This is a genomic window from Methylorubrum zatmanii (genome assembly GCF_014845115.1).
GTDB lineage: Bacteria > Pseudomonadota > Alphaproteobacteria > Rhizobiales > Beijerinckiaceae > Methylobacterium > Methylobacterium zatmanii.
Genome location: NZ_NKUI01000005.1, coordinates 1 through 15,256 on the forward strand (window position 1 = coordinate 1; position 15,256 = coordinate 15,256).

General features: G+C 69.6%; 8 protein-coding genes and 2 pseudogenes. 2 read left to right on the forward strand and 8 right to left on the reverse strand.

Annotated elements, in window-relative coordinates; genetic code table 11:
* The first annotated feature begins 1,076 nt into the window (after positions 1-1,076).
* Positions 1,077-1,556 carry a hypothetical protein gene (locus MZTS_RS00675; RefSeq protein ID WP_009866938.1) on the forward strand — a complete coding sequence of 160 codons (480 nt, stop codon included), beginning with the start codon at positions 1,077-1,079 and terminating at the stop codon, positions 1,554-1,556.
* A gap of 27 nt (positions 1,557-1,583) precedes the next feature.
* Here the strand turns inward: MZTS_RS00675 and MZTS_RS00680 are convergent, their stop codons facing one another.
* From MZTS_RS00680 to MZTS_RS00715, 8 genes and pseudogenes are all read right to left on the reverse strand, one after another.
* Complete coding sequence (locus tag MZTS_RS00680; RefSeq protein ID WP_009866937.1) at positions 1,584-2,102, reverse strand: cupin domain-containing protein; 519 nt, start codon at positions 2,100-2,102, stop codon at positions 1,584-1,586.
* A 19-nt stretch (positions 2,103-2,121) separates the two neighbouring features.
* A complete protein-coding gene (locus tag MZTS_RS00685; RefSeq protein ID WP_192280408.1) occupies positions 2,122-3,063 on the reverse strand; it encodes an ABC transporter substrate-binding protein in 942 nt (313 codons plus the stop codon).
* Positions 3,063-3,779 (reverse strand): annotated as a pseudogene (locus MZTS_RS25030) (LLM class flavin-dependent oxidoreductase); the annotation flags it as partial. The pseudogene MZTS_RS25030 and the gene MZTS_RS00685, both read right to left, overlap by 1 nt.
* Positions 3,780-5,199: 1,420 nt before the next feature.
* Positions 5,200-6,990: pseudogene (locus MZTS_RS25035) on the reverse strand (non-ribosomal peptide synthetase); the annotation flags it as partial.
* Between the two features lie 547 nt (positions 6,991-7,537).
* Positions 7,538-9,547 (reverse strand): sensor histidine kinase, encoded by a 2,010-nt coding sequence (locus MZTS_RS00700; RefSeq protein ID WP_192280416.1) that lies wholly within the window; start codon positions 9,545-9,547, stop codon positions 7,538-7,540.
* Positions 9,540-10,940 carry a sigma-54-dependent transcriptional regulator gene (locus tag MZTS_RS00705; protein WP_192280419.1) on the reverse strand — a complete coding sequence of 467 codons (1,401 nt, stop codon included), beginning with the start codon at positions 10,938-10,940 and terminating at the stop codon, positions 9,540-9,542. The genes MZTS_RS00700 and MZTS_RS00705 overlap by 8 nt, the downstream gene beginning before the upstream one ends.
* 129 nt (positions 10,941-11,069) lie before the next feature.
* On the reverse strand, positions 11,070-12,707 hold the full coding sequence (locus tag MZTS_RS00710) for an OFA family MFS transporter (protein WP_192280422.1): 1,638 nt from the start codon (positions 12,705-12,707) through the stop codon (positions 11,070-11,072).
* Positions 12,708-13,129: 422 nt separating this feature from the next.
* Positions 13,130-13,849, reverse strand: coding sequence for a recombinase family protein (locus MZTS_RS00715; RefSeq protein WP_192280425.1), 720 nt, complete (start codon positions 13,847-13,849; stop codon positions 13,130-13,132).
* A 115-nt stretch (positions 13,850-13,964) separates the two neighbouring features.
* Here MZTS_RS00715 and MZTS_RS00720 point away from each other — a divergent pair, with 115 nt between their 5' ends.
* A complete protein-coding gene (locus MZTS_RS00720; RefSeq protein ID WP_378740651.1) occupies positions 13,965-15,023 on the forward strand; it encodes a substrate-binding domain-containing protein in 1,059 nt (352 codons plus the stop codon).
* The last annotated feature ends 233 nt before the right edge of the window (positions 15,024-15,256 follow it).

Here is a 15,256-nt window from a genome sequence, read left to right on the forward strand (position 1 = left end):
CCAACTCAGGCCACTAGCGAAGCGGCGGCACTTACGACCGCTCACAAGAACCTTTAGCCGCACGTGAACGACTGAGTTGGGTCGGAGACGGAACGTCCGTTTTGGGGAGAAGGGCGTGGGTCTGCATCCCACCCCATCCGGACCTTCGACGGAAGCGGGTCCAATGTCAGCAAGAGGGCACTTTAGCCCCTTCTCGTGAACCGCGCCGAACGTCCGCTCTCCCCATTCCGAATCCCCGAAGCGGACGAGCCGCTTACGGCCAAGAGTGACCGTCCTCGGAGTCTCACATGCTCTTCGAGGTCGTCGCAATATTTCGAAGCGGGCTTGGCTATGCCATGCTCGTCGTCTGGAGGATCGAATTCAGAGCGCAATTGGGCTCCCCAGCCCCGGGCTGGAGCCGTCACGGAGCGAGGCCAGTATGTCCAACGATCGCTACCACAGGAAGGCGCTTGGTAGCCGCCCGCTCCATCCCGAGACTCTGATGCTTGGCTATGGCTGAGAGCACGCCGCACCTCGCGCGCCATCTCCGCTCCGCACCGACATACCAAAACGCGTTCTCACACAGTCTCCACCCCATCCGGACTTTCGGCGGAAGCGGGTCGAATGTCCGCAAGGGGTCGAGAGCGGTGGTGCGCCTTCCTTGAACCCGATGTTGGCTCCTGGCGCCTAGCCGAACATGTATCAGGCGAACTCTTGACCCTTTGCAGACATTGAGCCCAAGTCTTTTCGATGTTCGCTTCGCCACAGAAAGCGGACATGCCAGATGCAAACGGCATTCTGAACAGCAAGTTCGGGGAATTGACCAGACCGTTCATAAAGGTCCGTCCGAACAATCGATCCCCTGGGCGGGATTCACGTTTCTCCGGTAGGGCCCAAGAAACGGGACGGGAAGCTCCTGTTTCGGAGGTGGGACGCGCTACGCATCGAAGGCGGCGGTCGCGGATCCCAGGGCGATCATCTTCTCGAGCGAAGCCATCCCGAACCCTGCGCGAACACTCCATGTTGGCCGGCTGGAACACCGGCCGCCGCCAGCGCCTTGCCCCGTGGGGACACCTCCGCGGGCAAGGACGGCAACAATGCAGGATTACACGACCTCCTTCGGGATCGGCCTCGTGGCGGGAATGCGCAGCATGACGGCCTGCGCGGCCTTGACGTGGGCAGCCTCGGTCGGCCGGACGCGGAACGGCTTCATTCCGTCGAGCCCCGAGATACGCACGCTCGCCACCGCGGCAGCCCTGGCCGAGATGGTGGGGGACAAGATGCTTTTCGCTCCCGACCGCCGTATCCCGCCCTCGGTCGCGGCTCGGCTCGCAATCGGTGCGGTCGGCGGCTGGGCGCTCGTCAGGCGCCGCGCGTCGCCCGAGCACGGTGCCTTGGCCGGTGTCGCGGGGGCCGTGGCGGGCACGCTCATCGGCCGCGCCGCGCGAGGGCCCGGCGGGCACGCACCCTATGGCCTTGCCCGAGGGCTCGCCGAAGATGCCGTCGCCGCCGGGGTTGCGTTCATTCTGGTCGCGTCGGCGGATCAGGGGCGATCGGCGCGCCGTCGTTCCCTCTGAGGCCGCTTCCTTCGCGAGGCGGGCGGCTCACGGCTGCTTGTGGATGGGATCGATCCAGTAGACCGTCTCGGGCCGCTCGGCGGCCTCGACGTCTGGCAGGTTGACCACCACGGCCTCGTTGTCCGAGCGCACCAGCACGCAGTGCAGCGGCTCGTTGCTCGAGGCGTTGATCTCTTGGTGCGGTACGAAAGGAGGCACGAAGATGAAGTCGCCGGGGCCGGCCTCGGCGACGTATTCGAGGCGCGCGCCCCAGCGCATCCGTGCACGGCCGGAGACGATGTAGATCACGCTCTCTAGGGCACCGTGATGGTGCACCCCGGTCTTGGCGTCGGGCTCGATCGCCACCGTGCCGGCCCAGATTTTTTGGGCGCCGACGCGGGCGGCATTGACCGCCGCCTGGCGGAACATGCCCGGCGTCTGTGCCGTGTTGGGATCGAGCCGGTCGCCGGGGATCACCCGCACGCCATCGTGCTTCCAGCGCGCAGCGGCGCCCTCGCCGTGATCATGATCGTGCGCGTGGTCGTGGCTGTAGCCGTCGTCGTGCATGGTACAATCTCCTGCCCGATCATCGCATGACGGCGAGCGCGTCAGAAAACCCTGTGTCGAGGATCGCCTCGGCGCGCGGGGCGCGGGCTGCCGGGATCAGGCCGGCGCGCACATAGAGATCGATGATGCGCTGCTCGTCGGCGATCACGCTGTCGTTGATCGGCACGGTGCGGTATCGCGCCCGCCCGAACCAGCGCTGCGGCACCTCCTCGGGCAGGCCGATCAGCCGCGACCATGCAGCGGCGTAGGGCGCCGGATCGGTCAGCGCCCAAGCGCGGGCCTTGGCGAGGCGGGCGGCGTAGTCGGCGAGCAGCGCGCGCTTGGTCTTGAGCGCCGTGTCGTTCGCCACCGCGTAGCTGAGGCCGGGCGTGATGCCGTTGCCGTCGCGGACCACCCGCACGAGCCCGGCGAGTTCGGCCGCGGAGGTGTAGGGCTCCCAGGTCGACCACGCATCGACCGCCCCGGAAGTCAGCGCCAGCTTGGCGTCGGCGGGGGGCAAGAAGCGGAACTGCACGCTCTCAGTGGGCAAACCCGCCTCCTCAAGGGCGGCAAGCACGACCTGATGGCCGATTGAGCCGCGGTTGGTGGCGATGCGCTTCCCCACGAGGTCTTTCACGCTGCGGATCGCGGAATCGGGCCGCACCAGGATGGCAAGCCCGTCCTGCCGGTTGCGGAAGGCGAGAAAGGCCTTGACCGGCACGCCCGCGGCGGCCGCGAAGGTGAAGGGCGCGTCGCCCACCCCGCCTGCATCGATCGCGCCCGCGTTCAGCGCCTCCAACAGCGGGGCGGCGGCGGGGAACTCGCTCCATTCGAGCCGGTAGGGCAGCCCATCGAGCACGCCCGCAGCTTCCATCAGGGCGCGGGCGTTGCCGCGCTGGTCGCCGACGCGCAACGTCTCTTCAGCGCGCGCCGGCGCGAGGGCGAAGAACGCCAGCAGGATCAGGACGAGGAGGCGGGCCATCACGCGGCCTCCGCCTCAGTGCCACGGCGGGCGAGCCGATGCTTGAAGGCGGGCAGCAAGTCGCGCCCGTACTGGATCGCATCCTCCAGCGGGTCGAAGCCACGGATCAGGAAGGTGCGCACGCCGAGATCGTGATAGTCGAGCAGCGCGTCGGCGACCTGCTCGGGCGTGCCGACCAGCGCTGTCGAGTTGCCCGACGCGCCCGTCTCGGCGGCGATCGCGGTATAGAGCCGCTTGTCGAGGCGCGGGCCTTCCGCGGCCGCGGCGAGCAGCCGGCGCGAGCCCTCGTTCTGCGGTGTCGCGGCTGGCCCAAGGCCGCGGACGGCGCGCAGCCGCCGGGTCTCAACGAGTATGTCTTCCGCCCGCGCCCAAGCCCGTTCCTCGGTCTCGGCCAGGATCGGCCGCAGCGACAGGCTGAAGCGCGGAACCCGCCCATGCGGGGCGGCCGCCGCGCGCACCCGACCGATCAGTTCGCGCACCTGGGCGTGGGTCTCGCCCCACAGCGCATAGGTGTCGGCGTGCCGGCCCGCCACCGCGAGCGCGGCGGTCGAGGCGCCGCCGAAATAGACCGGAATCGCCTTCACCGGCTTCACCTCGGAGAAGCCGCCTGCGATCCGGTAATGCGCGCCAGTGAAGTCGAACGGCACATCCGAGGTCCACGACAGGCGTAGGATGTCGAGGAACTCGCGGGTGCGGGCGTAGCGCTCGTCCTTGGTCGGCCGGCGGCTTCGACTTGACGCCGATCAGGCAGCCGTCCGGGATCACCGCGCCGGGCGGCAGCACCGAGTCGTTGCCGAGGAACACCTGCGAGCCGGTGCGGACCTTGCGCACCGTCATCCAGCCGCGGCGGATATCCTCGTCGCCGAGCACCACCTCGTCGGCGACGAAGCAGCGGTCGCCGATCTCGATCATGTCGAAGCGGCCGGAGAAATTGGTCGCCACCTCGGTGTCCCGGCCGATCCGGGCCCCCATCAGCCGGTACCAGTGCCGCATGTAGACGGTGGAGAACAGCGAACTCAGGGTCTCCAGCATCACGTCGCAGGCCAGGCCCACCGTCCACTTGCGCAGGTAAAGGCCGGAATGGATCGAGTACGTCCCTTCCCGGAGCCGCGGCAGCACGGCCCAGCGGATCGCCGTCACCAGCAACGCGGTGCCGAACACCAGGACCATCGCGGTCGGCCAGGTGAGCACCGGCAGGAGCCAGTGATAGTCGATGCCGACCATCGCCTGCAGCACGGTGTCGTAGCGGTCGAACAGGTAGAAGGCGGGGAAGACCGGCAACAGCGCCAGCGCCGGCATCAGCAAGATCATCAGGGCGAAATAGGCGGTGCGGGCGGCCTGCACCGCTGGAGCCGGCTCCGGCGCGGGGGCCGGCCAGGCAGCGGGATCGACCGTGCCGACCCGGCGGCCGGGGGAGCCGTCCCAGTGCTCGAAGGCGGGCACGTCCGTGCCCGGCAGGATCGCCGTGAGGTCCGCCAGTTCCGCGCCCTCGCCGATCGTCACGTCGTGGCCGATGGCGCAGGACGTGCCGATATAGGCCGAGCTTTCGATCACGACCGGGCCGATGACGAGCGCGTCGCCGACCACTTCGGCATTGGCGATGCTGAGCTTGGCCCCGAGGGTGACGTCGTCGCCGATGGTGACGAGGTCGATCGCCCCGGCCTCCAGGCCGCTCACGACGCTGCGGCGCCCGACCCGCGCCCCGAGCGCCCGCATCGCGGCGGCGGCGAGCGGCGTGCCCTGCAGCAGCGTGAGATGGCTGAGGCCGACGCATTGCTTGGCGAGCCACCAGCGGAAGAAATACGTGCCCCAGAGCGGGTAGCGCCCGGGTTCGGCCCGCCACAGCACCGCGCGCTTGACCAGGATCGCCGTCGCCGACACGCCGAACGTGACGATCGCGTAGGCGCCGAGCAGCAGCAGAACCTCGTGAGCCTGGATCACCTCGTCCGAGGCAACCAGCTTGTAGACGATGAAGATCGTGAGCCACGGCCCGGTGCGCCCGAGCAGCAGGAAGGGCAGGCAGGCCGCCTGCGCCAGGCCGCACAGGATTCGCCGCATCCGCGGCGGCGGCACGAAGATGAGGTCGGCCGGACCGTCGGCGCCCGCCTCGGCGATCCGCTCGTCGAGACGGGCGGCCATCGCCCGCAGCGAGCGCAGGCCGTAGACGTCTTCCAAGGTGAGGCTCGCCAGATGCGGGGTCTCGCGCACGGCGGCGAGGAAGCGCGCGGCCAGCAGTGAGTGACCGCCGAGATCGTTGAAGAAATCGGCGTCGAAGGCGAGGATCTGGCCTGGGAAGAGCGGTTGGGCGGCGGCCAGGAGCACGGCCTCGGTGGCACTGTCCGGCACCTCCTGCGCTTCCGCCTCATCGGCGGCGGTGAGGACGAGGGCCTTGAGCGCCTTGCGGTCGGTCTTGCCGGAGGTCAGCCGCGGCAGAACGGCCATCTCCTCGAAATGGGACGGCACCATGTAGGGCGGAAGCTGCGCCTTCAGCGCGGCGCGCAGGGCCGCCCGGTCGAGAGGCGCGCCCGCCTCCGGCACCACGAAGGCGACCAGCCGGTCGAGACCGTGATCCTGGCGCAGGACCACCGCCGCCGCCGAGACGCCCGGCCGGTCGGACAGCCGCGCCTCGATCTCACCGAGTTCGATGCGGAAACCGCGCAGCTTGACCTGATCGTCGATGCGGCCGTGGAACAGCAGCCGGCCGTCCGGGTCGATGCTGACCGCGTCGCCCGAGCGGTACAGCACCGGATCGTCCCCGTCCGAGGGGAACGGGTTGGCGACGAACTTCTCCGCCGTGAGGTCGGGCCGGCCGAGATAGCCGCCGGCGACGCCGGGACCGCCGATCAGGAGTTCGCCCTCCTCGCCCGCGCCGACGAGCTCCATCTGCTCGTTGACGACGTAGCAGGTGTAGTTCGGGATCGGCCCGCCGATGGTGACCGGCGCATCGGGCGTGACCGTGTCGACGGTGGCCACCACCGTCGCCTCGGTGGGGCCGTAGCTGTTGAACACGGTGCGGCCCGGCCGGCACCAGCGCTGCCGCACGGTCGGCGGGCAGGCCTCGCCGCCCAGGATGATGATCCGCAGCGACGGCACGTCCTCCGGCATCATCGCCAGCAGGGTCGGGACGGTGTCGAGAACGGTGATCCCGGCCGCGCGCATCACGCGGGGGAGCGCATCGACCTCGCCGAGGGTCGCGGGCGAGGCGACCCACAGGGTGGCGCCGACGAGATAGGGGACGAAAATCTCTTCGAGCGAGAGATCGAAGGCGACGGAGGCGCCCTGGAAGCACACGTCGTCGCCCGTCATGCCGTAGACCGCGTTGGCGGCGCGCAGGTAGTGGCAGATATTGGCGTGGCTGATGACGATGCCCTTGGGCTTGCCCGTCGAGCCCGAGGTGTAGATCGCGTAGGCGGGATGGGCCGGCGTGACGCCCGCCGCCCGGAGGTCGATCGGAGCGCCCCCGGCCCCGTCCCCGGCCAGAGCCGTGAACGCGACGGCCTTCCCGGCCAGGGCTGCATCGAGGCGCGCGGCCGTGACGGCGTCGGTCACCACGAGGTCGGAGGCGCAATCGGCCAGACACTCGCCGATCCGCTCGGGCGGCGCCTCGGCATCGAACGGGATGTAGGCGGCTCCGCACTTGAGGATGCCGAGAAGCGCCACGTGCAGATCGAGGGAGCGCGTCATCCAGAGGCCGACGAACCGGCCCGGGCCGGCCCCCCGCGCCCGCAGGGCCCGCGCGATCCGGTCGGCCCGCGCCTCCAACTCGGCGTAGCTGCACCGGCTGTCGCCGAAGATGATCGCGGCGTGGTCCGGTCGCATCCGGGCCGAGTCCGACACGACATCCGGCAGCAACTCATCGCGCAGGAGCGAGGGATCCTTCCGTCCCCGGAGAACGCCCCGGTAGACGAGCGAGGGACGTATATTCATGAGAGAGAACCCCTCTGCACCGACGGATCGGTGGAGGTCTTGCGCGTTCACTCCTTGATGAAATGCTAGCGGTTCGGCCCGAAGCTTCGCACCACCGTTTTTTGCGCCGGATCCTAGATAGATTGGTGAACTCACCGTGAACACACGGCACAATGCAGGAAAGGGGTCAGCAATATCTTTTCCGAAGAAACATGACCGCGGTCGCCTGCTGATAACCACAACTCGATCCGCTTGATCTTACGACGGGGCCATTTTCAACTCTTGCTGTCCCCGGGAAAGCAAGCTGCCAAGACCCCTCTGCAGACCGCAGGGGCTACCAGAAATGGGGCAGATGCCAGGATCCCAATCCAAGCTTTCCGGTATCAATACATCGAGATCGACTGGAATTTGATCGTATATCGATGCAGCCGCACCCAAATAAAGGGCGAGGCAATCCAGCAGCGCAACCTTTCGGGACAAAGCGGCGGCCTGGATTGCTTTCGCCGAGCCCCGCAATGCGGAAGGGAAGGCCGACGTATTCAGCCGGAAACATTCAGATGGAGGCCGATCACTCCGGGCGCAGGGTGGGAAGCCAGACGGTGAAGGTCGAGCCCCGGCCCGGCTCGCTCTCGACCGTGATCGTGCCGCCGTAACGGGCAATCAGCGTGTAGCTGATCGACAGGCCGAGCCCCGTGCCGCCATGGCTGCGCGTGGTGAAGAACGGATCGAAGATCTTGCGCAGCCGGTCGGCCGGGATGCCGACGCCCGTATCCGACACCTCGACGGCGACGCCGGCGTGACCGGAGCGGTCCTCGTCCCGCGTCCGCAGGCGAAGGGGGCCGCCTTCCGGCATGGCGTGGATGGCGTTGACCATCAGGTTGATCACGACCTGCTGCAGCTCGGTCCGGCTGACCTCGACCGTGCGGCTGGCCGTGTCGCTCCGCTCGATCGTGACATCCGCCCGTTCGAGGAGATGGCGGACGAGCACCAAGCAATCGGCGACGACGTCGGCGGGCACGACCGTCTCGACATAGCCCGCATATTCGTCGGGGCGGGCGAATTGCAGCAGGCGCGTGACGATCATGTTCACCCGGTGAACCTGCTGATCGATCAGGTCGAACTCGACCCTCACCTCGTCCGCCGCCGGCCCCAGCGCCTCGCGGGCGACTTCGAGGTTGCCCTGGATGACGGCGATCGGATTGTTGATCTCGTGAGCGACGCCGGCGGTGATCTCACCGATCGAGGCGAGCTTCTCGGACATGACCAGTTGCTGGCGGGTCTCGGCGAGCTGGCGCGTGCGCTCCTCCACCCGGGCATCGAGTTCGCGCGCGAAGGCCCGCAGTTCGGCGTCCCGCGCCTGGAGGCGGTCGAGCAGCTCGTCGAAGCGGCGCGCCACGAGGCCGATCTCGTCCTGGCTGGGCACGGTGCCGGTCCGCGCCCCGAGATCGCCGGCATCGACGGCGGCGATGGTGCGGTTCATCCGCTCCAAGGGGTGGAAGACCGCGCGGGCGAGGCCGAGCAGGATCGGGACCGTGACCAGGGTGGCGACCGCAAAAGCGGCCAGCACCGCCGCCACCATCGCCCAGCGCGCGAGGCGGAAGGGACGTTCGAGGAAGCCGACATAGAGCATGCCGACCCGGTGGCCGGCGCTGTCGGCGATGGGCTCGTAGGCCGAGATGTAGCGGTCGTTCACGACGAAGGCGCTGTCGAGCCAAGTGCGGCCCTGGCCCAGCACGGCGTCGCGCACCTCCCGCGACACCCGCGTGCCGAGGGCCCGGCGGTCGCCGAACAAGCGCACATTGGTGGCGACGCGCACGTCGTCGAGAAACAGGGTCGCCGTGCCCTGGCTGCCGCCGGGCAGGTCGGCATGGGCGTAGATCAGGTCGTTGAGGGTATCGACGAAGCCGAGATTGCCGTTCAGGAGCGAGCCGCCGACGAGCGCTCCGACGCGGCCGTTGGGCAGCGGGGCCGGACTGGCCGAGTGGACGACGAGGCCCCGCGTCTCGACGGTGCGGTCGGTCTCGGCGGCGGCGGGCGTCGGCACGAGGTCGAGGCGGGCCCGCAGCGCCATCTGGGCTGAGAGCGACGCCATTTCCTGCGCGTCGAAGACGTCGATCCCGGTCTCCCGCCTGCCGCCGAGCGCGGCGCCGACGACGCCCCGTCGCGCGCGGCCCGAGGGCTTCGCACCGGCCGGCGACGCGGCCAGGATCGTGCCGTCGGAGGCGGTCAGGTAGAGGAAGTCGAGGCCGAGTGCGGTCCGGCGCGCCTCGAGCAGGGCTTCGAGCCCCCCGGAGCGGCCCGCTTCGGCGAAGGCCACCGATTGCCCGAGCGCCGCGATCTGCTCGTCGCCCCGCTCCATGATGCGGCGCAGGTACTGGCGGGCGATGATCAGGTCGTCATGGGCCTTCGAGACGAGGAGAGCGTCGAACTGGGTGAGCCACCAGAACAGGGCGAAGCCGAGGACGACGGGCAGCACCGCCACCATCGGCAGCAGCGCGATGGCGAGTAACCGGGCGCGGACCGAGCGCAACCGCCAGCCGCTCGCGGCCGGATCGGCGGGTGCGGGCCGCTCACGCATTCCATTCCGCGCATTTGCGGTCGAGCGTCTTGCGCGAGACCCCGAGGCGGCGCGCGGCCTCGGCCCGGTTGCCGTCGGAGGCGGAGAGCACCCGGAGGATATGGCGCTTCTCGACCTCGGCGAGGTCGTCGGTCCGGCCCTCCGCCACGGCGCCGGGCTCCTGTTCCCCGAAGGTCCCGAGGATCAGGGCGCGCTCGATCCGGTTGCGCAGTTCGCGGGCGTTGCCCGGCCACGGATAGGCTTCGAAGCCCTGCAGGACGCGCGGCGAGATCGGCAGCGGCGGCAGGCCGAGCTGAGCCGAGAGCTGGGCCATGAACATCCGCGCGAGCGGCTCGATATCCTCCACCCGTTCGCGCAGCGGCGGCAGGTGGATGCGGACGACGTCGAGCCGGTAGTAGAGGTCGGCGCGGAACTGCCCGGCCGCGACCCGCTCGGCGAGGTCGGCATTGGTGGCGGCAATCAGCCGGACATCGATCGGGATCTCGCGGTCGGAGCCCACGGGGCGGACCTTGCGGTCCTCGATCACCCGCAGGAGCTTGGCCTGCATCGCCGGCGGCAGCTCGGCGATCTCGTCGAGGAAGAGCGTGCCGCCCTGGGCGTAGAAGAACAGACCCTCCCGGGACGAGGCGGCGCTGGTGAAGGCGCCCTTCACATGGCCGAACAGCTCGCTCTCGATGATGTCGGCGGCAATCGCCCCGCAATTCACCGGCACGAACGGCCGGTCGGCGAAGGGCGATTGCTCGTGGAGCGCGCGCGCCGTGATCTCCTTGGCCGTCCCCGACTCCCCGGTGATCAGCACGGTGCTGCGGGTCGCGGCGGCGCGCACGACGAGATCGCGGACGCTCACGATCTGCGGAGAGACGCCGACGATGCGCTCGGCGGCTTGCGAGCGCGCGACCGTCCCGAATTGCCGGCGCAGGACGAAGTTCTCCCGCCGCAGGGCGGCCCGGTCGAGGCAGCGCGTGACGGCGTTGAGGATCTGCTTGGTACGGAACGGCTTGAGCACGAAATCGGCCGCGCCGGCCCGGACGGCCTCGATCGCGGTCTCCAGATCCGCGAAGGCGGTGATCAGGATGACATCCGTGAACAGGCCGTCGCGGCGCAGGTCTGCGAGCCATGCAAGGCCCGTGCGGCCGCCGAGGATGTTGTCGAGGATGATGAGGTCGAACCGGCTCGCATCGAGCAGCCGGCCCGCCGCGCGGGTGTCGCCCACCGCCTCGACCCGGGCGCAACGCGGGGCGAGTGTCCGAACCAGGAAGTTGCGCATGCCCGGCTCGTCATCGACGACGAGAATCTGGGCCGAGGCGAGCCAGGAATCGCCGGAGGCCGCCGGCTCGTCCGGCGCGCCTGAGCCATCTGTGCCGGAGCCTTGTGTCCCTGGGCCATCTGTCATGGAACCGCGATCGGGCCAGCGGGAAGGTGCGCCCCAAGCCAGCTCGAGGCGCAGCCTGCTTAACGGAAACCCGTCCCGCTGGCGATGCAACGGACCGCCGGCACGGGGCCGGCGGGTTGCAGGAACGCGTCAATGCAACAGGATCGCCGTCTTCTGGAGGGTGATCGCCACGCCGACCGCGAGGGGCAGGCCGACCGCCGCCCAGGCCAACACGACGAGGACGGGCGCGGTGGCGCGCTCGGCGGTCGGCGTGGTGGCGAGCGAGGCCTGGGCCTCGGGCCGGGCCGCCACGGCCGCCGTCTTCTCTTCCGCCATGTGGTGGCGCGCCGCCACCGGACGGACCAGGAGGTTGCAGATCAGGCCGAGAACCAGGAGCCCCGCCAGGATGTACATGGTCTGGTTATAGGCCTGTGCGTTGGGCAGGCCCGAGGCGAGCTGGTACTCGCGCAGGTAGTTCACCAGCACCGGGCCGAGGATGCCGGCCGTCGCCCAGGCCGTCAGCAGCCGGCCGTGGATCGCGCCGACCATCTTCGTCCCGAACATGTCGGCGAGATAGGCCGGCACCGTCGAGAAGCCGCCGCCATACATCGAGATGATGATGCCCATGGCGAGCACGAACAACAGGGTCGTGCCGAGGCCCGCCAGCGTCGGCACCGCCGCGTAGAGCACGATGCCGAGCAGGAAGAAGATCGCGAAGGTGAGCTTGCGGCCGAGCTTGTCGGAGGAGGTCGCCCACAGGAAGCGTCCGCCGATGTTGCAGAGGCTGAGCAGCCCGGTGAAGCCCGCCGCGATCGCCGCGATCTGCGCCTTCTGCGCGGCGTCGAGCTGACCGAAGGGGATGTCGAGCCCGATCAGGCGGCCGCCGAACATCTCCTGCAGCATCGGCGAGGCCATGCCGATGACGCCGATGCCGGCCGAGACGTTGAGGCACAGCGCCGCCCAGATCAGCCAGAATTGCGGCGTGCGCGTCGCCACGCCGAGATCGACGTTCTGCGACGAGACCATCGCGCTCCTGTTCACGGCGGGCGGGGTCCAGCCGGCCGGCTTCCAGCCCTCGCGCGGGACGCGGTAGCCGAGGGCGCCGGCCACCATAAACACGGCGTAGATCGCCGCCATCGCCACGAAGGTCTGCCAGACCCCGACGGAGGTCGGGGTGGCGAACTGGCGCATCAGCCAATCGGCCAGGGGCGCACCGATCATCGCGCCGCCGCCGAAGCCCATGATCGCCATGCCGGTGGCCATGCCGCGCCGGTCCGGGAACCACTTGATCAGCGTCGAGACCGGAGAGATGTAGCCGAGGCCGAGCCCGATCCCGCCGATGACACCGGAGCCGAGCCAGAGCATCCAGAGCTGGTGCAGGGAGACGCCGAGCGCCGAGATCAACAGGCCGCCGCACCAGCACAGGGCCGAGACGAGGCCGGCCTTGCGCGGCCCGGCGCGCTCCAGCCAGCCGCCCCAGATCGCGGCGGAGCAGCCGAGCAGAACGAAGAACAGCGTGTACATCCAGCCGAGCTGGCTGATCTTCCAGTCGCAGCCGGTCGCGACCAGGGAACCGAAGAAGCCCATCTCGGCCGGGCAGGCGACGGACTGCGTGATGCCGACCGCCCGCGAGAGCGGCAGCCAGAACACGCTGAAGCCGTAGGCCATGCCGATGCAGAGATGGATCGCGAGCGCCGCCGGCGGCACCAGCCAGCGATTGAAGGTCGGCGCGGCGATGGTTCGCTCACGACTGAAAAAGCCGGGCTCGGCGGCAATGCTGACAGACATGAATCCTCCGGACGTGTTTCCTCGAGGTGCGGTCTCCGCCGCACTTCGGGACATCGTCGAGCAATGTCCGAGCCAATCTGCGAAGATTGATATTTATCGATGTTTTTCAGTGTTTTGGACGCATGACGCGCGAGAGACGGGCGGACATTTTGTCCCTTTATCGGCTTTGGACGACAGAGAAAGTGGACAATTTGACCGTCGCCCCAAGTGAGTGTCTCTCACAAAACTCCCGCTGCGCCGTCGCGGCCAGAGAGGACACGGTGCGGAATCGGGAGTTTTGTGAGGCACTCTTCATCGTGGGCCCACCGCGACCCTTGGCCGATCCTTGGCCGACCCTTGGCCGAGACGAGGCGGGAACACGGCTCCCCACGCCGCACGATCTGCCCTCCGGAAGTCGGGGCTCCGCCCCGCTCCGGATGCCCCTACCGCACGGCGGCCAAGCGCTTCTCGATCCGCGTCACCTGCATCGGATACCAGCGGTTCCCGCGCGCAGAGGGGATGCCCAAGGCGTTGAGCGCGTTGGCGACCTGCTCAAGCGTCAGCGCGCCCGCGGCGCGGATCTCGCTGAGGATCGGAGCCACATCCTCCGCCCGCTCCCGGCTGCTCGGCAGGGCTCCGCCGCGACCCCGGCTTTCCGACAGCGGCCGCGCCTCGGCACCTTCCGCCTGCGCCGCAGGCACGGCTGCCCTCGCCCGGCGCTCGGCGGTGAAGCGTGCATAGAATTCGCGACGGCGCGCCATCGTCTCCGGGGTACGGCTCACCCCCAGCTTCTGCTCGGCCTCGGCCACCGCCGCCATGATGCCGAGCGTTAGCTCGCTGACCTCTGGCCGGTCGATGGCGGCGAAGCGCAGGCCGAGGCGGCGCAGGGCGGCACCGAGGTCGCGCAGGAAGGCAGGATCCTCACCCGAGGAACCGAGTTCGGCCATGAGCAGCGTCGCGCCGTCGCGGCGGCACAGGGCCAGCGCCTCGTTCAGCCCCGGCCGCTCCACGCCGGAGCCGGTTTCGACGATTTCGGCAACCAGCCGCCCGCGCCGCCCGAGATGGCGGACGACCGCCTCACGCTGGGTCGCCAAGGCGTCGCCCGAAGCACCCTGGGCAGAATGGCCGGGACGGAGGTAGGAAACGAACAGGTCTGAGGACATCTGCGGTCGGCCGATGGTGCGTCCCTGGATGGGCTTCGTGGGGAGAGTGCAGACCGGGACGTCGCGTCCTGGCCGCAGCGTCGCACCACGCAGCCCCGAGGCGGGAGATCAGGGTGTGAGCGACATCTACGACGCCATCAATATGAATTCGACTGCCGATGAATCCGCCATTGCCGTCACTCTCGGGCTCGGCGGCACGGTGCGGATCGGCGGCAGCACCCTGGCGGTCGCCGACTTGATGGTGGTGTTCGAGGCGATCCAGCGGACCGGCTCGGTGCAGGGTTTCGCCGATGCCCTCGGCCTGTCCTACCGCGCCGCATGGGCTCGCCTTCAGGCCTACGAGGCGGCCCTCGGCCGGCCGCTGGTGCACAAGACCCGTGGTCACGGCACCGCGCTGACGGAATTCGGCGCCGCCCTGGCGGAGGCCTTCGCCGGTGCCAGCCGCGGATTGGAAGCCGGCTTCGGGCGCGAGACCCGGGCCGTCGAGCACCGCCTGCGCCGCCTCCTCACCGGCAGCTCCGGGGCGCTGACGCTGGCCGCGAGCCACGATCCGCTGCTGGTGGAGGTGCTGAGCGCACAGGGCGGTGTCGAGCTGTCGGTGATGGGCAGCAGCGCGGCGGTGGAACGCCTCCTCGACGGCCAGGCCGATGCGGCGGGCTTCCATTGCGGAGCGATCACGCCGGAGGCGGCGGGACGGCCCTTTTCGACGGTCAACGGCAGCGCCGGCCTGGTCGCGCATCCGCTGTTCGAGCGCGAGCAGGGCCTGCTGCTCGCCCCCGGCAACCCGCTCGGCATCCGCCGGCTCGCCGACCTGACGGCGAAGGGGGTGCGCTACGTCAACCGGCAGCGGGGCTCGGGCACGCGGGATTGGTTCGACCGCCTGCTGGCGGAAGCCGGCCTGCCGGCAAGCGAGATCCACGGCTACACGGTCGAGGAATTCACCCATCAGGCGGTCGCGGCGGTCATCGCCTGCGGGGCGGCGGATGCGGGGCTCGGCGTCCGGGCCGCCGCCGACCGGCTCGGGCTCGACTTCCTGTCGGTCGGCTGGGAGACCTACTACCTCGCCGCGAGCCGTTCCCTCGCTGCCCCGGCGCTGCAGGAATGGTCCGCCGCGATCAGGGCGCGCGCCGCCCGCACACCCGGATATCGGGCCTGCGCCCCGACGCCCGACTGAGCGCCGGACCGGATCCGCTCCGGCATCGGGATTCCGGAGCGGGTTCCTGCGGGCATCTGATACGGGACCCGCTTGATCGGAGCGGTTCCCGTCTCGGCAAGCCCGCGCGGCGCCTGCGCGAAACCCAGATCCACCCTCCCGAAGCGATCAAACGGATTGGGCAAACGGATTGGGCAAACGGATTGGGTATGAGATCGTGAGGAGCGCCCGCGAGGGCGTTGGGAGCACGCAGG